Source organism: Chryseobacterium sp. RR2-3-20, from assembly GCF_017808115.1.
GTDB lineage: Bacteria > Bacteroidota > Bacteroidia > Flavobacteriales > Weeksellaceae > Chryseobacterium > Chryseobacterium oryzae.
Window position 1 is genome coordinate 57957 of record NZ_JADQBD010000003.1, and the last position, 19771, is coordinate 77727.

A 19771-nucleotide genomic window follows, 5' to 3' on the forward strand; every position below is an offset into this window, starting at 1 on the left:
AAAATTTTTACGGAGAATTCTGTAAAAAGAATAGCATGCGAAAATTACTATCAACGCAACTATTATATATTGAAAAACCATCGAATTATTCATTTTACTTTAACGTTTGATATACAATCATCGACACAAAATATGCCAAACCGGTCATCATAACCAACTGCAAAGCTGTCCATTTAAAACTTTTAGTTTCTTTGTACACTACAGCAATTGTAGATACGCACTGCATAGCAAATGCGTAAAATAAGAGAATAGAAATTCCTGTTGCAAAACTGAAAACTTTTTCTCCATTCGGTTTTACATCATGCCGCATTTTATCGATCACTTTTCCTTCAGGAACATCATCATCCAGACTGTATAAAGTAGACATAGTTCCTACAAAAACTTCCCGTGCTACAAAACTCGTAAGAATTCCTACTCCCATCTTCCAGTCGTATCCCAACGGTGCAATAGCGGGTTCTATAACCTTTCCCATTCTCGCAAGATAAGAATGATCTAATGAGACATCGGCTGAAACCCATTCTTCGGGTTTTTGTTTAGGCCCAAAATAGCTTAAAACCCAAACGATGATACTTACTACAAAAATAATCTTTCCTGCTCCGGTAATAAATTCCCAAACTTTTCCTAAAACCAATTTTAAATCGTTTCCGAACAAAGGTTTTTTATATGTAGGAAGATCCATTACCAAGTACGTTTTCTTTTCTTCTTTAATAAAATGCTTCAAAATAAACGCAGATAAAAGGGCAACAAAAAACCCTAACAAATACATTCCTAAAAGCACCAAAGCTTTATAATGAATTCCGAAAATCGTTTTATCTGAAATAATGAGTCCTATAATTATGCTGTAAACAGGCAATCTTGCAGAACAAGTCATAAAAGGGGTTACCAGAATGGTAAGCAATCTTTCTTTAAGATTCTCTATATTTCTTGTTGAAATAACTGCAGGAATTGCACAAGCCGTTCCCGACACGAGCGGAACAATGCTTTTTCCGTTCAGACCGAAAGGGCGGAGAATTCTGTCCATTAAAAATATAACTCTAGACATATATCCGGAATCTTCCAGCAAATAAAGAAAATACAATAAAATACCAATCTGCGGAGCAAAAACAATAATACCTCCTAATCCGGGAATAATCCCTTTGGAAACCAATGAATTGATTGGTCCCGCCGGAAGATGTTCTGCCGATGTATCCGAAAGCCATCCAAAAAACTCATCAATCAAGTTCATAGGATATTCTGCGATAAAAAATACGCTCTGAAAAATAACCAAAAGCACCAGCAGAAAAAATAAATATCCAAAAACAGGATGTACAAGAAGTTTATCTAATTTATCTGTAAGAAGCTGCTTAAATTCAGGTTTTTTGGATATTACTTCATTCAAAACATCATCAATTTTCTGATATCTTCTTACCGTTTCCTGAACCTGTAATCTTTTAGGATTTAAACTTTTATCTTTTCTAATTTTGTTGAAAGTAACATCCAGCCAATCTTTATACTGATTTCCTGATAATTTTTCGTGATGCTCTGAAGGTATCTTGAACGATTGGCTTTCTGCAGCGATAAAATCATTATTAAAAATAGCTTCTTTAATAATATCTATGCCTAAATGTTCTTTAGCATTGGTTTTAATAACCTTTACATTCAGTTTAGAAGAAAGTTGGTCTACATCGATATGAATTCCTCTTCTTTCTGCCTGATCAATCTGATTGAGAATTAAAATTGTGGGAACTCCCAAATCCTGAATCTGCTGAAAAAGGAGCAGTCCTCTTTTTACACTCAACGCCTCTAGAATATAGATGATCCCAGAATAATCCTGCTTATTTTCCAGCAAGAATTTAGATAAAATAGCTTCATCTTCTGAAGTGGGATAAATACTGTAAGATCCCGGTAGATCTATAATCTCTACTTCTTCGTTATTGAATGTGTATTTTCCGGAATGGCTCGAAACGGTAACTCCGGCATAGTTTCCGGTTTTTTGCTTTTTATTGGACAGAGCGTTGAAAAGTGTAGATTTCCCAACATTCGGGTTTCCAACTAAAAGTATTTTTTTGTGGCTATTTTCCTGCATCTATCAATTCTTCTACAATAATAAAATCTGCCTCTTCGGGGCGGAGTGCTATTCTGCTTTTTTCTTCACCAAATTCAACATACAAAGGTCCGTTGAAAGGAGCCTGATAAAGGATTTTGAAAACTGTATGAGGTAGAATTCCCATTTCTATAATTTTCACAGGCATATCCATTCCGTCATTATCATAACCTATAATTTCCCCTAATGTATTTTTAGGAAAACTACTGAGGCTAAGTAAAGTGATGTCTTGCAAAATAAAAATTTTTGTAACTGCAAATATACGTTATTTAAATTTAATCTAAATAGCGAAACAATAAATAAATAAACCCAAATACTGTAATAGTATCTGGGTTTAATTAAAATATAATTTAGTTGAATAAGAATGTAGTATCTAAGAGATTTATTTCTCTATTACTGCCGCAGAAGTTTTGTTGTAAGTTGCTTCTATAGGATTATCATTCGCATTATAGAAATCTTTATACATTTTCTCCTGCTTTTTAATAAGATCTCCTACTGTTCCATCTGTTCCCGGTACTGGTTGAGAAAGCATTGCCTGATTCATCATCGGTCTTACAGATGCAAAAGGATCTTTTTTAAAATCGCTGAACGTTTTTTCGAATTTTTCTCTTGTTAAATCTTTTGGTTTTCCTCCGGTAGCTTGTGCAAGCGTTTCCATGTAAGAAAATTCTTTATAATCATCTACTTTTTTATTACCCTGCAAGATCCAAGAGTAATTTTTTGCATCGTCTTCTATTTTCACAATTAACCCAGGAAGCCCCCAGAATTTATAAGGACCATCTGGAAAAGGCAAATCTGTAGAGAACCAAGCTGTCCATTTTCTGCCTCCAAAATCTGTAGTCGCTTTTTGGGTGTTATACTCTCCTATTTTTTGCTTTTCATTAGAAATTTTCCAGTTGAATTTTAAATCTTCTGTATAAGCAATATTCACTGGTGTCATTCCGTTGGCAACTTTGTCGATATACTCTATTTTCATCCCCGGATAATACTTGTGAATTCTTGCAGAAAATTTCGGCGTTTTCAGGGACTTCGAAAGATCTTTATAAACACCAGCTTTCTGCATGGCTTCTATTTCTACTTTAGTAATAGAATCCTGAGAAATTACTGTATAATCCTGATAAACAGATCTGTCTTTATTTGTAATATCCAAAACGGTAATCACTTTATCCAGCTTAGTTGAGTCTTTTTTAGGCTTAAAAGTTAATTCATAAAAAAAACGGTTAGAACTTTCCTTTTCCTGGGCATTAGAGAAGGCAAATACAGCAACCATTAATAATGATAATATTTTTTTCATAGGTCTATTTTTAATTACGTTGTATTAATATCTTTTGAAGATTAGTATTTGTTTTTTAGAAATTGTTACAGCTTTTAAGTTTTTATTTTAAGAAAAAACCAACCCTTTTCAGAGTTGGTTATAATATTTTATTTAAAGTTGAATTTTACAGAAAACATCACCTGACTTGGGCGAAGTTGCATGGTAGTTTGCGACACCGTTGCCAAATTCAGATCTATTCTTTCAAAAACTTTTCTGTTGGCAATATTCATCCATTTCAATTCAAAATCAATTTTTTTACTTGCCCAGCTAAACTGGTAAGACAAATCGTAGAAAGCATTCTTGTATTTTGTATCTCCGAAATTAGAATTGATCTGATCCCAGTAAAACCCTAACGTATGATTTTCCATTGGATATAAGAATACACTCAAATTATGGTTGTAGCTTTCTGTTTTATTGTTCTGAATTCCGTTTTCTTGCTTAGTCCAGCCTTTAGAAGCATTAAAATCTACACTCATCCAAGAAAAATAGGTGTTGTTGAATTTAAAACCTAAAGTATTTCCTACATTTTTGTTATCGATAAAATCATTATTTCTAAGTTGTTGCGACGTTGTGTTAGACTGGTTAAAAGTAACAGATGCATTTGTTTTGAATTTAGGGAAATATTTGCCAATCTCACCATACAAAGTATTGGTATCGCGGCTGTTTTCGCTTTCAATATATTCGATAACACTGAAACCAGATGAATTAACTCTGCTAGACGCCAATAAGTTATTCTTAGAATTGCTTACCCTATACCCCGCATTAAAGAATAAATTATTCAATGGGTTTCTATACTCTAATCTACCTCCTGCACTTTTTGAAGTTGTCTGCGGAATAGGATTATTGGCATTCATCACATTAAAGCCTCCCGGACTTGTAAGAATATATCCCGCATAAGCCGTTTGAATATCTCCAAAATTATTACTGATATTTCCGCTTGCACTTGCTTTAAAGAACGATGCGAAACTATACTGTACAAAAATATTAGGTGTAAAAGTAGTTTTGTTTAAAGATTTGTTTACGTTTCTAGTTGGATCTTCTGCTTTAATGCTGTTAAAATTTACAGGAATGTTCGAAAACAAGCTCCAAGCATCATTTTTATAATTAATTCCTACGGAAGCAGATGGAGTAATTTCTGTAAACTTCAGAGCGTTGTCATAGAGAGGACTATTAAAATCCGGTGCTCCATTTACCCCTGTAGTTGTGCCATCAAAGTTTGTAGTGAGTTTGTCTGTTGAAAAATCTACACCCACTTGCGGAGTAAACGTCCATCCTTTTGTAGTAAAACTAATGTTGGCAGAATGAGATGTTTCTAACGTTTTCATTCTGTAATTTTGAAGAGCTATACTTCCCGGAGCAAACGGAATTGTCGTTAATGACGAATTCTGAATAAAAGGAATTTTCAAGTATTCTGCAGGTGTAATCTGTAATGTCTGGTTATCATCCTGATAGTTAATATACGATTTTAAATTAACCATTTTTTCTTTCCACGGAATGATGGTACTTAGCGAGTTTTGGAAAGAAGAAGTTGGAGACTGTACTGCCTGGTTTCCGTATCTGTTACCCGAAACATCCCATCTGTTGGCATCTGCTCTATCGGCATTCCAAAATTGAGAGAATGTTGTAACATTTTTAAAAAATCCTTTTTTAGCATTCTTTGTGAAAATTAATTCTCCCTTAAGCTTGTCTGTATAGAAATTATTTAAAAACTTATAACCATACTCTGTTTTTTGCTGAAAATCGGTTACGTAAGTCGTAGATTCTCTTTCAACAGCATTATTGGTATAATTGGCGTTGGTTTTTAGCTCCCACTCTTGTTTTTTATCGATATTGGTAAGATAATTTGCAGACAAATAATGAACGTTATTAAATAAATATCTTCTCACCGGAAGATTAGGAACACTTGCATTTTCTACACCCAACCAACTGTTCTGAGAGGCATTTCCTCTACGACCTTCCCAAGAACTTCCAAATCCTATAATATTTCCTTCATTTTCTACCTGTTCTCCCATATTGTTGGTTTTGTAATTGAGCACCCATTGTTGTTTTTTGCTGAAAAACATAGGCGTGAGCTTTACATTCCATAGCCAAGGATCTCCAAAACCACTTCCAACTTCCCCTCTACCGGTCATGGTAACCGATTTTTTAAGTTTAATATTAATAGCGGCTGCATCTGACGGTATTTTACCCTGAAGCATTTTTACAGGTTGGTGATTTTCCATTACTTCCACTTTAGCAACAGCATCTTTAGGAAGCGAGTTGCTGATGGTTCCATAACCACCTTCCATAAGATCTTTTCCTTCAACATAGAATTTATTAATGGCATTACCCTGATACATAATTGTACCATCTGCTTTTACTTCTATCCCCGGAATTTTCTTCATTACATCTGCTAAAGTACGGTCACTTTTGCTGTCGAATGCCTTAAGATCGTAGGCGATGGTATCCCCACGGGAAGTAATCATTTTGGTTTTCAGCTTTACTTCTTTAATTTCTGTAGCTTCCGGCTGTAATTTGAAACTGATATTCTGATTGCTGTTAGTGATCTGTTTAGTCTGCGGTCTTTGATTAAATGCCTTAACTTTTAAATCTACATTAGACTCAGATGAACTGAAAGTTACTTTATATTCACCTTTAGAATTGGTGATTCCATAAGCTAGAATAGCATCTTTTCCCGGTTCTTCTACCGTAACGCTTGCACTGGGAATTGCTACTCCGTCTTCATCTGTAACTACACCGCTTACCGTTTTCTGTGCAAAGGTAATGATGGAGAAAAAAAACATCAAAAAAAGAGAAATTTTTATTTTCATATGTCGAGTTTTATTTATTTAAATTTTCTTGGTAAAAGAAGAATATATTTCACATTCTCTGGTAAAACAATTTTCTTCATATTGTAACTGGATGATTAGTTAATACTAAATCTGTTTTGTTACACAATACCGAGATTTATATTTTGAAGCAAAGCTAAGATAATATTTTATCACTACAAAAATAGTTATAATAAGATTTGATTTTTATAGCCCATTCGAACTCAATTTGAATTCGTTTCATAAAAATATAATCAACAAAAAACCACTACAAAATGCAGTGGCTTCACAATATTTAAAATTAAATTTTAATCATTTTGCTGATTTCCTAAAAAAGCATCCCAACCCTGTGCTGTTAAGGCAACTAACTGGTTAGAGCCTCTTGCAATCATAAAGTTACCGTCTTCTTTTTCAACGGCGTGACCGATAATTGTGAAATCCGGATGGTTTTTAATTTTATCAAAATCATTAGGCGAAATTGTGAACAGCAATTCATAATCTTCTCCGCCACTTAATGCCGCCATTACTGGGTTTAAATTAAATTCATCTGCTGTGGAAATCGTAAGATTATCCATCGGAATTTTTTCTTCATACAATCTGAAACCAACATTTGACTGATCCGAAAGGTGAAGAATTTCTGAAGCCAGACCATCGGAAATATCAATCATAGACGTTGGTTTGATATCCAGCTGTTCCAAAATTCCTTTTACGTCTGTTCTTGCTTCCGGTTTCAATTGTCTTTCTAAAATATAATCATAACCTTCCATTTCAGGCTGCATATTGGGGTCAGCCAAAAAAACGGCGTGCTCTCTTTCCAGAATCTGAAGCCCCATATAAGCTCCGCCTAAATCTCCTGTTACCACCAAAAGATCGTTGGGTTTTGCACCATTTCTTTTGACAATATTTTCATCGTTTTCTATTCCGATTGCCGTGATGCTCATTACCAAGCCAGCGTTGGAACTCGTTGTATCTCCACCAATTAAATCAACTTTGTATCTAGAACATGCAGTCTGGATTCCGGCATAAATTTCTTCCAAAGCTTCTACCGGGAAACGGTTAGAAACGGCTAAAGAAACCAAAATCTGTGTGGGTGTGGCATTCATAGCGGCAATATCGCTGAGGTTCACCACAACGGCTTTATATCCCAAATGTTTTAAAGGAACATATCCTAAATTGAAATGAACCCCTTCTGCCAAAACATCAGTAGTTAAGATAACTTTTTTATTTCCGGGATTTATAACCGCTGCATCATCTCCCACTCCAAGCTCCGAAGATTCATTGGATAATGGAAAAAATTCGGTTAAATGCTTAATTAAGCCGAATTCTCCTAATTTTGAGATGGGCGTTAATTCTTGCTCTTTATCTTCAAACATACGTTAAATTATATATGATGGTGGATAATTGATAAATGTTGAAAAAAATCAATCATTATTTATCAATTATCATTTATTTATTAAAAATTGCCGGATCTATATTTTCCGGGCGGAAAGGGAGTTTTTTAAAATCTTCTCTTGTCATTAGGATGGTTTCGGCGGTTTTGTATTTGTTCATCGCTTCCACTACATCATCCGGCGGAGAAGTCATTTTTCTGAGCATCGTATCAATCCAAACTCCGGTTGCTTCAGATGTGGCACAGTGAGAACCATCGGGGAGATAAAATTTATGTACAAAACGGTAAATGGATGCGTCTTCTGCACAACCATCAATTTCAAGACTTACTATTACCTTTTGGTCGGCAAAAATTTCTTTGAAGAAAGAAAATCTTTCGTGCATAATTACAGGGCCAATGCCCCAACGGCTCATTTGGGTAACGCCCATTTTTTCTTTCTTCATAAACGCCATTCTGGTCTGTGCACAGTATTGTACGTAAGACGAATTGGCAAGATGCTTATTGGCATCCAGATCGCTCCAGCGAACTTCGAATGTATGGTAAAAAGTCATTTTAAATAAATAGTTTAGTTTGAATTAAAAGAAAAGATCACAAATTCTTTATTAGAAAATCAACGTTATGTTAGTCATTCCGCAGGAATCTAAAAAATAATAGCCTTTCTTCAACAGAGATTCCTACGGAATGACAAATTGAATGAATATGAAAGCTCTTGTGATTATTAATTTACTTTTAAAATTCAAAAATTATAATTCCCAAAATTACTCAAATAAGATGGTTTATAAAAATTGTAGTTTTGTAAAAATAATCTTCAGCATAAGATTAAATCATTATGAAACAAATTATCATTATCGGAGGAGGTGCTGCAGGATTTTTCTGTGCTGCCAATCTTGACGAAAAAAAATATAAAATCACCATTTTGGAACAGAATTCTGATGTTCTTCAGAAAGTGAAAATTTCCGGAGGTGGTCGCTGCAATGTAACTCATGCCTGTTTTGATCCAAAAGAGCTGGTTCAGTTTTATCCTCGCGGAAACAAAGAACTGCTAAGTGTTTTCACCAAATTCCAGCCGGGAGACACGATGGATTGGTTCGAAAAACGAAAAGTATCATTGAAAATAGAAAATGATAACAGAGTTTTCCCGGAAAGCAATTCTTCGCAAACCATTATCAATACTTTTCTGAATGAAATTCAGCAGAAAAAGGTTGAAGTGAAAACGAAATGTTCGGTTAAAGAGATTGAAAAAACGGAGGAAAAATATTCGGTTAAAACCAGTTTAGGAGATTTTGAAGCAGATTTTGTGATTTATACCACAGGAAGTTCGCCAAAATCTTTAAAAATGATAGAGAATTTAGGTCATAAAATCGTTGATTTGGCTCCTTCTCTTTTTACTTTTAATATTAAAGATGATTTGCTGAAAGATTTGGCAGGAACAAGTTTCGAAATGGCAGAAACCTCCATTCCCAAACTGAAAACCGAAGAGAGCGGGCCGCTTTTGATTACGCATTGGGGACTTTCGGGACCTGCAATTTTAAAAATTTCTGCCTGGGAAGCCATTAATCTGGCAAAAGTAAAATACAACTTTGAAATTGAAGTTAATTTTATTTCCAAAGATTTTGATGATGCCGAAGAACTATTTCAGAATTTTAAACAATCGAATCCTAAAAAATCTATCGGACAATCCAAAATATTTGAAGTAACCAATCGTTTTTGGCAGAGAATACTGGAAGTTTCAAAAGTCGATTTGAATAAACAAATTGCGAATATTTCAGGCAAAGAAATGCAAACGATTCTTGAAAATTTATGCAAAAAGAAATTTCAGGTTACCGGAAAATCTACTTTTAAGGATGAATTTGTAACCGCTGGAGGTGCTGATTTAAAAGAGATTAACTTTAAAAATATGTCTTCGAAATTGTTGCCTAATTTGTATATTGCCGGAGAAGTTCTGAATATTGATGCGGTAACCGGCGGATTTAATTTTCAGGCATGTTGGAGTGAAGCTTGGCTGATTGCACAGGATTTGAACCAATTATAAAAAGTTTATTTTCCGTAAGAATTTTAATAAAATATGCTTTCAGCTAAAAAAAACATTTCGAATGCATTCAAAACCCTTTTAATTATCGGGTTCGGATATTTCTTTTGGCTGATGTTGAAAATTACCTTCGAATATATTCCTTTGAAAAGTGATGTAAGTTTTTTAATGATTAAACAAACTGAAGTTACAGACAGACCAGAATATCTTTATTTTTTTTACACTCACGTTTACACAAGTATTTTTGTTCTACTAACCGGTTTTTTAGCCATTCTCAGAAAAGATTTTGGTGTGAAAAATTTCCATAAAAGCACAGGGAAAATATATGTTTTTCTGATTCTTTTATTTGCAGCTCCATCAGGAATTTATATGGGTGTTTTTGCCAATGGAGGATTTCTTTCTAAAATTTCATTTGTGATTTTGGGGAGTTTATGGTGGTTCTCAACGTTTAAAGCTTATCAATTTGCCCGACAGAAAAAATTTACAGAACATAAAAAATGGATGTGGCGAAGTTTTGCACTCACAATTTCTGCCATTACCTTGAGAATGTGGAAAGTAATTATTGTATATTTATTCCACCCGAACCCGATGGATGTCTATCAAATCATAGCGTGGCTGGGTTGGGTTCCAAACATTATTTTAATAGAATATTTAATTTTAAAAAAACACATTTAATTATATGAAAATTTTAAAAATTTCTTTAATCGCCCTTTTTGTCATCAGTTTATCTTCCTGTAAAAAAGAGACAGAAACAAATGAGAAGTCTAAAGACAGCTTAGCTGTAAAGAAAGATTCTGTAATCATTCCCGAAGTACATAAAGAGTATTACGGTATTTACATGGGCGATTTTGAGGGGAGAGGTCAAGTGTATGACAGCGAGACGAAAGAGTATTATGATGGAATTGATTACAAAAAAATCTCATTAAAAATCAACAGGATTACCAAAGACAGCGTTTATGGACAAAGCATTGTAGATGGAGCTCAAAGACCTTTCAGAGGGGTTTTTAATGAAGGTTCCCAAACTTTTGTTTTGGATGAACCCGGAAATGATAAAACTGACGGAAGGTTTGAAGTGAAGCTCAAAAACGACAGTATCACCGGAAAATGGACTGCCTTCAACAAGTCTGCAGTAAAAGCACCTTTGAAAAATCTGAAGCTGATTAAAAAAGAGTTTGTTTATAATCCCAACTTTATGCTGGATGAAAATTCTGATGTGGTAGACTGGGAAAATACCAAATATTCTAAAGAAAAATATACGGATGAAGAAACCGGGAAAACCGAAACTTTTACCGCCTCAAAAAACAGGTCTGCTTCTAAAGCCATATTTAAGATCAATGCTTCCAGGCAAAAGCTTACCGAAAAAGACTTAAAAAACCTCAGAAAACTCGATATGGAAATTATTAAAAATGCAGTTTTTGCAAGACACGGCTATGCATTTAAAAAACCTACGTACCGATATTTTTTTGAGCAGACAGACTGGTATATTCCGATTTCTAACAATGTGGATGGCGAGCTTACTCCCTTGGAAAAAGACAATGTTGCCTTACTGAACCGTTTTATTCAATACGCAGAAGATAAGTATGACCAGTTTGGGAGATAATCTTAACCCTTTTTCCTGAATTGGAGGGAGGTATAAACAATCAGACATCCAACTGCAAACACAAAATATCTATCCACGAGAAAGAATTTCCGATAACAATGTACATTAGGCTTCCCGGTTGGAAGCCTAATTTTTCGGCAATATTAAAATATTGTGCAAACTCTACCAGACACGAGAAAATAAAAATCCCTACAATCAGTTTTTCTCTGTCTATTTGTAAAAAAGTCCTAACAAAAGTATAAAGCAATATTACAACAATTACATCCCCTAAATAGGCACGCACAAAAAAAACATCTCTAAGCTTTGTCGCGATTAAAACCTCTACTAAAAAAAGCAAAATTGTAAGAACAAAAAAAGGGATGCTGAATTTTAGTTTGAAATCCAAACCTTCGTTTTCCACCATTTTTAAAATGTTACTGTAATGTAAATATAAAACAAATTACAAATAATTCTAAATATCTTAACTTTGCAACCATTAACTGGAATCAAATCCTGATTTAAAAATTCCACAATTAAAAACAAAATGATTAAAACCATCCTAATTTCTATTGCAGTAATTAGCAGTGTTTTCTTATCTGCACAAGATTCTGCTTCGGTTGCCTCAAAAAATCCCGAGATAAATACAATTCCGGTTTCAGATTCAATATCTGCTACAGATTTAGATTTTTTAAAGAAAAAATTCGACCTGAAAGATGTTGCATTAAGTGCAGATACAACACCTGAATTTGTGGGTGGAATGAAACAATTCAGAAAAAGATTTTTTGAATTTTATAAAGCATCTCATTCTAAAAAAGATAATGTACGTCTTTATTTTATTGTAGAAAAAACGGGATACGTAAGAAATTACATCGCAATTTCTCCAAATAAAAAACTGAATAAAGATGCAGAAACAGCAATGCAGAAAGTTTTTGAACGCTGGAAACCTGCTACCATTAAAAATCAAGCAGTAAGGTATCTTATGGTTTTTCCTGTTTCGACAGAAACTTTTATTGAGGACAACAAAGAAGACGAAAATAGTAAGCTTCAGAATATTAATGCAGCCGAAATTCCTGATCTGAATTATCTAAAAACCGTTTTTGATCTAAAAGGGGTCGTCTCTAAAGCAGATACAGCACCCGAATTCCCTAACGGAATGAAAGCTTTTAAAAGAAAATATTTTGAAGTTATTGAAACCCTGAATCTTAAAAACAATGAAAAATTAGATGTACATCTTTATTTTATTGTTGAAGAAAACGGTTATGTAAGAAATGTTACCGCAGTAGGAAAAAACAAAAAACACGTTAAAGAAGCAGAATTAGGAATCAGTAGATTAACTGAACGTTGGAAACCAGCCACAATAAATGGGAAACCTGTACGGTATCTTTTTTACTTCCCTTTGGTTAGCAAAAAGTATGATTAAATTGCATTGGTTTCTGGACAATATCCAATAAGTTAAATAATTACCTGGGAAAACTTATGAAATATATTATTACCGCAATAGCTTTAATTTTTAGCATTACCGCTTTTGGGCAAGTTGTTAACTCCACGGAAGTGCCTCTTCCGGTTTCTCAAGAGGACAAGAATAAGCCCATAGATTTCCTGATAGTTTATGAAAATCCAGATGTAATGCCCGATTTTCCTGAAGGAATTTCAGCTTTTAGAACTCAATTCCAGAATGCTGTCGACACCAATGCTTTTCACCCTGAAAATGGAGAAAACGATCTCAAAGCTTTAATAAGTTTCATCATAGAAAGAGACGGCAGTATGACCGATGTAAAAGTAAGCGGCTCCAACGAAAAATTCAATGCCGAAGTTAAAAAAGCGGTACGAAGCATTAAAGACAAATGGAAACCGGGTAAAATTAAAGGACAAGCTGTAAGAAGCCGATATAAAATACCTTTAACAATAAAAATCAGTTAAAATTTTATCCTCCAATCATTTTTTTAATTGAATTCAACTTCATTAAAGCTTCAATCGGTGTCAATGTATTGATGTCGATTTTTGTAAGTTCTTCCCGAATATTTTCCAAAACAGGATCGTCTAGCTGAAAAAATGATAACTGCATATTTTCTTCCGTCACTCTTTTAATGCTTTCTGAAGATCCTCCACTTTGAGAACGGCTTGCTTCAAGGGTTTTTAAAATTTCATTGGCTCTGTTCACTACTTTTGATGGCATTCCTGCCAATTTTGCTACGTGAATACCAAAACTGTGTTCACTTCCACCCGGAACAAGTTTTCTGAGGAAAATTATATTTCCTTTATTTTCCTGAATAGAAACATGAAAATTTTTAATTCTTTCAAAATTCACGGTCATCTCATTCAGTTCATGATAATGGGTGGCAAACAAAGTTTTAGCCTGTGTAGGATGTTGGTGAAGGTATTCTGCAATTGCCCATGCAATAGAAACACCATCGTAGGTAGACGTTCCGCGTCCGATTTCGTCCAGAAGAATCAGGCTTCTTTCCGAAATATTATTAAGAATATTCGCCGCTTCATTCATTTCAACCATAAAAGTAGATTCGCCCGCAGAGATGTTATCACTTGCTCCTACTCTGGTAAAAATTTTATCTAAAACTCCTATTTCTGCATGTTTTGCAGGTACAAAGCTTCCTATCTGAGCCAAAAGACACACAATTGCAGTCTGACGCAAGATGGCAGATTTCCCCGCCATGTTGGGTCCTGTAACCATGATAATCTGCTGAGAATCTTTATCTAAAAAAATATCATTCGGGATGTACTTTTCGCCTAACGGAAGTGCATTTTCTATAATCGGGTGTCTTGCTTCTTTCAGATCGATAGAAAAATTTTCATTCAGGATCGGTTTGGTATAGCTTTCAGATACAGCCAGTTCAGATAATCCGACAGCTACATCCAACTGTGCAATGATAGTAGAATTTTCCTGAATTTTATCAATATAAATCATAGTATCAGAACAAACTTTTCGGTAAAGTTCATTTTCCAAAACACTAATTTTTTCTTCTGCACCTAGAATCTGATTTTCGTATTCTTTCAGCTCTTCTGTAATATACCGCTCTGCATTCACCAACGTTTGCTTTCTCAGCCATTCGGCAGGTACTTTGTCTTTGTGGGTATTTCGAACCTCAATAAAATATCCGAAGACGTTATTAAAATCTATTTTCAGACTAGAAATACCTGTTCTTTCTATTTCTCTTTGGCACATTTCATCCAAAAATCCTCTTCCTTTACTTTGAAGCCCACGAAGATGATCTAACTCAACCGAAATATTTTCTTTAATTACATTTCCTTTGGCAAGACTTACGGGAAGTTCATCATTCAAATGATTTTCCAGTAAAACAATGAGTTCATCCAAATTATTTATCGGTTCCAACCATGCTAAAACATCTGCATGAGGATGCAGTAAAGATTTAATTTTCTGAATATTGATAAGACTTTGTCGAAGATATCCCAATTCTTTAGGAGAAATTTTTTCGGCAGCCAGCTTTCCCATTAATCGGTCTAAATCTGAAATTGAACGGAGCAAAACAGAGATTTCGTACTTTAGATGATCGTTTTCGTTGAGAAAATCTATTAAAGAAAGCCTTCTGTTAATCTCATGAACCGATTTTAAAGGAAGTATAATTCTTCTTCTTAAAAGCCTTCCACCCATTGGTGTAGACGTTTTATCTACAATATCCAAAAGTGATTTCCCTTTGGCATTGCTCGGATAAACGATTTCTAAATTTCTGAGCGTAAAATGATCCATCATCAGATAATCTTCCTGCGGAATTACCTGAATTTTGGTAATATGCGCCAATAAGTTGTGATGAGTATCTTCCACAAGATAGGCGAAAATAGCTCCTGCTGCTGTAATCGCCAATTGAGAATTTTCTACCCCAAAACCTTTTAAAGAATTGGTTTTAAAATGATTGGTAAGTTTCTCGTATGCAAAATTATATTGATAAGCCCAATCTTCAAGCTTAAAAACATTTTTATTCTTAAGTTGCTCCGGAATCTGAACACTGCGTTGGTAAATAATCTCACTAGGATCGAATGTGCTTACGATATGCAGGAGTTTTTCCAAATTACCTTCACTTACCAGAAATTCTCCCGTAGAAATATCTACCAAAGCAATTCCGTATTTTTCTTTTTCTTTGTGAAGCGATAGAAGAAAATTATTTTTCTTCGACATTAAAACCTGATCGTTGAACGTTACTCCCGGAGTTACCAGCTCCGTAACGCCACGCTTTACGATTCCTTTTACCGATTTAGGATCTTCCAACTGGTCACAAATGGCAACTCTCATCCCTGCTCTCACAAGCTTCGGCAAATAAGAATCTACAGAATGATGCGGAAATCCAGCAAGCTCTATATGCCCTTCTCCATTGGCTCTTTTCGTTAAAACAATTCCTAAAATCTGTGATGTTTTTACAGCATCCTGCCCAAAAGTTTCGTAAAAATCTCCTACTCTGAACAGCAAAAGTGCATCCGGATATTTCGCCTTGATGGTGTTATACTGAGTCATTAAAGGGGTTTCTTTTTTCGCTGCTTTTGCCATTACAATCTGTCTTACAATTGGGACGGTAAAAGTAAGAAATAAAACAGAAGCATTCAAGGAGATAACCGAGACAACAAAAATCTAAAAACAGTATCTTTGCCAAAAGAAAAGTACCAATATGACCATCAAAGAAAAACAGCAGGATATCATTAACGAATTTGCCTTTTTGGATGACTGGGAACAGAAATACGAATATATTATTGATCTTGGAAAAGAGCTAAAGGGACTTTCGGAAGATAAAAAAACAGACGAAAACCTCATCAAAGGCTGCCAAAGTAAAGTGTGGATTGATGCTGAATTTAAGGATGGAAAATTATTTTTCGATGCCGATTCTGACGGTATTTTGCCTAAAGGGATTGTTTCTCTTCTTATCAGCATTTACAGCGGGCATTCTACACAGGAAATTCTCGACTCTGATTTCGATTTTATTTCCGAAATCGGGTTGCAGGAATTTTTGTCTCCATCAAGAGCCAACGGATTAATGGCAATGACCAAACAGATTAAATTTTACGCTGTTGCTTATCAATTGAAATCTTAAGAAGTGACCCGAATTTTAGCATACCGTTTTTCTGCTTTTGGTGATGTTGCCATGACAGTACCTGTGTTCAGGGAGTTTTTGGAGCAGAATCCTAATGTAGAAATCATTATGGTTTCCAGAAAAAATTTTGAAAGCTTATTCTCTGATATTCCGAATGTTATCTTCCACGGAATTGATGTAGACGATTATAAGGGTTTTTTGGGAGTCCGCCGTTTGGCAAAAGAACTTCTTAATCTTTACAATCCTAACTATATTGCTGATTTGCATGATGTTATCCGTTCTAAAATACTGGATAAAATTTACATCAGAAAAGGATTAAAAGTTTTTAAAATAAACAAAGGAAAAGAAGAAAAAGAAAATCTTACCAATGTTTGGAATTTAGATAAATTTCAGCTTAAAAAAACTACAGAACGTTATGCAGATGTATTTCGTGAAATGGGTTTTACGGTAAAGCTTTCGCACCAGCTTCGTCCGAAAACTACACAAAAAAAAGGAATTGGTTTTGCTCCTTTTGCACAGCATAAAGGAAAAATGCTGCCTTTAGAAAAGTCTTTCGAACTGGCAAAAATTCTGGCAGAGAAAAATACAGTTTACTTTTTTGGTGGCGGAAAAAAAGAAATGGAAACCCTAGAAAAATGGGAACAGCAAATCCCCAACACCCAAAGTTTGGCAGGAAAACTTAGCCTTTCGGAAGAACTGAATAAAATATCTGAGCTGGAAGTAATGATTTCTATGGATTCTGCCAATATGCATTTGGCAAGTATTGTGGGAACAAGGTGCATTTCTGTGTGGGGTTCTACCCATCCTTTTGCGGGGTTTTTAGGGTTCGGACAAAGTGAAAATGACGTGGTACAGATTAAAGATTTAAGCTGCAGACCGTGTTCCGTTTTTGGAGACAAAGAATGCTTCAGAGGAGATTGGGCTTGTCTTGAGGAAATAAGAATTCAGCAAATTATTGAAAAAGTTTAGCACAATGAAAATTTCTGTGTGCATTCCGGTCTTTAATTTCGATGTAAGAGAATTGATTACAGAATTAAAACATCAAATTCAAAAAGATTCTTTAAATGCAGAAATTATTGTTATTGACGATGCTTCAGACTCCAAATTCACCCAATACAACCGGGAACTACTAGATTTGTGTGACGGTTTTGTCTGTCTTGAAAAAAATATAGGCAGATCAAAAATCAGAAATCTTTTTCTTAAATATTCGCATGCCGATTACCTACTTTTTCTGGATTGCGACGGCCAAATTATTTCTTCTGATTTTTTAAAAAAATATTTCGATTTTTTAAAGCTAAAACACTCATCACAAGTCGTTTATGGGGGAAGAACTGCCCCTAAAAAACCTTTGACACCCAATAATATTTTAAGATGGAGGTTTGCTGTTGAAAGAGAAAATTTACCTTTAAAAAAAAGAATTGAGAAACCTTATTTAAGTTTTCAGACCAATAATTTTCTGATTTCTAAGAATGTTTTTGAGGGAGTGCCTTTTAATACTTCTGTCAAAAAATACGGATATGAAGATTTAATTTTCGCGATGGATTTAAAAGCCAAAAACATCCCGATTCATCATATTGAAAATTATATTTTAAATAACGATGTGGAATCTAATGAGGTTTATCTTAATAAAGTAGCCGAATCTATCGATAACCTTGCGTTATTACTGAAGGATAAAACGTTACATTCAAAATTATCCGAAATAAAAATAGTAAAAGCTTACCTGTTTATTTCTAAAATTCCTGCATTAAAGTTTGCTGTAGCAAAAATCTTAAACAGTTTTGAAGGTTATTTTATCAAAAATTTACGCTCTCAGAATCCTAATCTTACGTTTTTGGATCTTTATAAGCTTCTCCTCCTTATAAAAAGAATATCATAACTATTTTTGGAGAAATTCAAAGAAAGTTCTTTCCTATAAATTTTACTGTTGATATTGCATTTTAAAACTGAGAATATCAATCCTTCCACTCAGTAACCATATTGTACCATTCAGTCATATAAAATTGATTCGAGATTGCATTCTGTACTACATTTGTTTCAACAAAAACAAACAGTTACACTTTAAATCTGAAAATATGGAAACTTACATCAACAAAGAAGAATTAGCTTACCAAAAAGCAGCCACAAGAGTTAAAGAATTAAAAGGGTTTTATGGCAATCTTACTTCATATTGCCTAGTAATTTCTTTTTTAGCGGTTCTAAATCTTTTAACTTCACCAGAATATCTTTGGTTTTTATGGCCAATGTTAGGATGGGGAATTGGCATCGTTGCACATGCCGCCACCACTTTCGGAATCGGAAAAGAATGGGAAGAAAAGAAAATAAACCAGCTTATGCAGGAAGAAAAAAATAATTCGAAATCACTTTAATTAAATATCACTAAATAACTATCATCATGAACTATAATATCGCACAACAAAGAGTAAAAAATTTAAAATCATTCTATAAAAACTGTATGTGGTTTTCAATTGTAGCAATCATTATTTCGGGAAGAGGTTTTGTAAAATGGATGACCACAGATTACACTTTTCATGGCTCATTAATCCTTACAGTTTGGGCAATAATTCTTGTAGTAAAAGCAGTAAAATTATTTATACTGAATTCTTCTTGGGAACAAAAAATTATTGAGCAGGAAATGAATACTGAAAAGAAATATTAGGGTATAAAAATCAAAATATTTATTTATTTTTAGCATTTAGATATAATCTTGAAATTTAAATGGGAATGATTAAAACAGTTATTATTGAAGACGAGAAACCTGCCGCAAGAAAACTGGAAAGAATGTTGGGTTTATTTCCTGATTTACAAATTGTTGCCAATCTGGAATCAGTAGAAGAAGCAGTAGAATGGTTTTCGGGGAACGTGCATCCTCAGCTTATTTTTTCTGATATAGTTTTGGGCGATGGGCTTTCGTTTGATATTTTCGATAAAATTTCCACCAAGGCATTTATCATTTATACCACCGCCTTCGATCAGTATACTTTAAAAGCTTTCAAGCTCAACAGTATCGACTATCTTTTAAAACCGATAATGGAAGAAGATCTTCAAGGTGCTATTGAAAAGTTTAAATCTTTTATCCCATCAGATCAAGTTATTAACTCGTCCGACATTAAGCAACTCATTAAGAAAGAAAAAACAGTTTTGTCCAGAATTCTTGTGAAGATAGGATATAATCTTAAGATTGTTCAGACCCAAGAAGTAAGCTGTTTTTTCAGCGAAAATAAAATTGTTTATCTGCAAACTCAGGAAAGAATATACCCTTCAGATTTCACGTTGGATGAGTTGGAAGATGTTTTAGACAAAAAGAAATTTTTCCGGGTTAACCGCCAGTTTATCATCAATTCAGATTATATTAAAAATATACATACTTCTCCCAATTATAAAGTGGAACTGGAGTTTCAGCCACAAGAAGAAATTACCGTTAGCCGCGACAGAGTGAAAGATTTTAAGGATTGGCTGGTAGGAAATTAAAAAAACCTTAAACAGAATGATTGTTTAAGGTTTAGTCTTTTATTAA

19 protein-coding genes are annotated in these 19771 nt (G+C 34.2%); 11 read left to right on the plus strand and 8 right to left on the minus strand.

All coding sequences use genetic code 11. From position 1 onward, the window contains the following. Positions 1 to 94 precede the first annotated feature (94 nt). The 6 genes from feoB to IV513_RS01410 form a co-directional block, all read right to left on the minus strand. Positions 95 to 2065 carry a ferrous iron transport protein B gene (gene feoB / locus IV513_RS01385; RefSeq protein WP_209388726.1) on the minus strand — a complete coding sequence of 657 codons (1971 nt, stop codon included), beginning with the start codon at positions 2063 to 2065 and terminating at the stop codon, positions 95 to 97. Continuing rightward, positions 2052 to 2309, minus strand: coding sequence for a FeoA family protein (locus IV513_RS01390; RefSeq protein WP_209388767.1), 258 nt, complete (start codon positions 2307 to 2309; stop codon positions 2052 to 2054). The genes feoB and IV513_RS01390 overlap by 14 nt, the downstream gene beginning before the upstream one ends. A gap of 156 nt (positions 2310 to 2465) precedes the next feature. Further along, entirely contained in the window at positions 2466 to 3377 is a 912-nt protein-coding gene (locus IV513_RS01395; protein WP_209388727.1) for a GLPGLI family protein, read from the minus strand. A gap of 128 nt (positions 3378 to 3505) precedes the next feature. Next, complete coding sequence (locus IV513_RS01400; RefSeq protein WP_209388728.1) at positions 3506 to 6208, minus strand: carboxypeptidase-like regulatory domain-containing protein; 2703 nt, start codon at positions 6206 to 6208, stop codon at positions 3506 to 3508. Positions 6209 to 6513: 305 nt separating this feature from the next. Then, positions 6514 to 7578: a thiamine-phosphate kinase gene (gene thiL / locus IV513_RS01405; RefSeq protein ID WP_209388729.1), complete on the minus strand. Its 1065-nt coding sequence runs from the start codon at positions 7576 to 7578 to the stop codon at positions 6514 to 6516. A 73-nt stretch (positions 7579 to 7651) separates the two neighbouring features. Then, positions 7652 to 8146, minus strand: coding sequence for a thioesterase family protein (locus IV513_RS01410; protein WP_209388730.1), 495 nt, complete (start codon positions 8144 to 8146; stop codon positions 7652 to 7654). A gap of 278 nt (positions 8147 to 8424) precedes the next feature. On the opposite strand from IV513_RS01410, the gene IV513_RS01415 reads away from it, so the two are divergent. Genes IV513_RS01415 through IV513_RS01425 form a run of 3 tightly spaced genes read left to right on the plus strand, consistent with a single transcriptional unit; the run spans position 8425 to position 11224 of the window. Next, on the plus strand, positions 8425 to 9627 hold the full coding sequence (locus tag IV513_RS01415) for an NAD(P)/FAD-dependent oxidoreductase (protein ID WP_209388731.1): 1203 nt from the start codon (positions 8425 to 8427) through the stop codon (positions 9625 to 9627). A 33-nt stretch (positions 9628 to 9660) separates the two neighbouring features. Next, positions 9661 to 10299 carry a DUF2306 domain-containing protein gene (locus IV513_RS01420; protein ID WP_209388732.1) on the plus strand — a complete coding sequence of 213 codons (639 nt, stop codon included), beginning with the start codon at positions 9661 to 9663 and terminating at the stop codon, positions 10297 to 10299. Positions 10300 to 10303: 4 nt separating this feature from the next. Further along, positions 10304 to 11224 carry a YARHG domain-containing protein gene (locus IV513_RS01425; RefSeq protein ID WP_209388733.1) on the plus strand — a complete coding sequence of 307 codons (921 nt, stop codon included), beginning with the start codon at positions 10304 to 10306 and terminating at the stop codon, positions 11222 to 11224. Between the two features lie 40 nt (positions 11225 to 11264). On the opposite strand, the gene IV513_RS01430 is transcribed toward IV513_RS01425, so the two are convergent. Further along, positions 11265 to 11627, minus strand: coding sequence for a DUF2809 domain-containing protein (locus IV513_RS01430; protein WP_317196392.1), 363 nt, complete (start codon positions 11625 to 11627; stop codon positions 11265 to 11267). A 120-nt stretch (positions 11628 to 11747) separates the two neighbouring features. On the opposite strand from IV513_RS01430, the gene IV513_RS01435 reads away from it, so the two are divergent. Further along, positions 11748 to 12623, plus strand: a complete 876-nt coding sequence (locus IV513_RS01435; RefSeq protein WP_209388734.1) for an energy transducer TonB — start codon at positions 11748 to 11750, stop codon at positions 12621 to 12623. 56 nt (positions 12624 to 12679) lie between these two features. Beyond that, a complete protein-coding gene (locus IV513_RS01440; protein ID WP_209388735.1) occupies positions 12680 to 13123 on the plus strand; it encodes an energy transducer TonB in 444 nt (147 codons plus the stop codon). A gap of 4 nt (positions 13124 to 13127) precedes the next feature. On the opposite strand, the gene mutS is transcribed toward IV513_RS01440, so the two are convergent. Further along, positions 13128 to 15719, minus strand: coding sequence for a DNA mismatch repair protein MutS (gene mutS / locus IV513_RS01445; RefSeq protein WP_209388736.1), 2592 nt, complete (start codon positions 15717 to 15719; stop codon positions 13128 to 13130). A gap of 118 nt (positions 15720 to 15837) precedes the next feature. On the opposite strand from mutS, the gene IV513_RS01450 reads away from it, so the two are divergent. The 6 genes from IV513_RS01450 to IV513_RS01475 all read left to right on the plus strand — a co-directional run bounded on the left by IV513_RS01450 (position 15838) and on the right by IV513_RS01475 (position 19725). Then, entirely contained in the window at positions 15838 to 16257 is a 420-nt protein-coding gene (locus IV513_RS01450; RefSeq protein WP_209388737.1) for a SufE family protein, read from the plus strand. Positions 16258 to 16260: 3 nt separating this feature from the next. After that, complete coding sequence (locus IV513_RS01455) at positions 16261 to 17226, plus strand: glycosyltransferase family 9 protein (protein WP_317196393.1); 966 nt, start codon at positions 16261 to 16263, stop codon at positions 17224 to 17226. 4 nt (positions 17227 to 17230) lie between these two features. After that, a complete protein-coding gene (locus tag IV513_RS01460) occupies positions 17231 to 18133 on the plus strand; it encodes a glycosyltransferase (protein ID WP_209388738.1) in 903 nt (300 codons plus the stop codon). 196 nt (positions 18134 to 18329) lie between these two features. Continuing rightward, complete coding sequence (locus tag IV513_RS01465) at positions 18330 to 18623, plus strand: 2TM domain-containing protein (RefSeq protein ID WP_209388739.1); 294 nt, start codon at positions 18330 to 18332, stop codon at positions 18621 to 18623. A 26-nt stretch (positions 18624 to 18649) separates the two neighbouring features. Continuing rightward, a complete protein-coding gene (locus tag IV513_RS01470) occupies positions 18650 to 18913 on the plus strand; it encodes a 2TM domain-containing protein (protein WP_209388740.1) in 264 nt (87 codons plus the stop codon). Between the two features lie 65 nt (positions 18914 to 18978). Then, positions 18979 to 19725 carry a LytTR family DNA-binding domain-containing protein gene (locus IV513_RS01475; protein WP_209388741.1) on the plus strand — a complete coding sequence of 249 codons (747 nt, stop codon included), beginning with the start codon at positions 18979 to 18981 and terminating at the stop codon, positions 19723 to 19725. Positions 19726 to 19771: the final 46 nt, after the last annotated feature.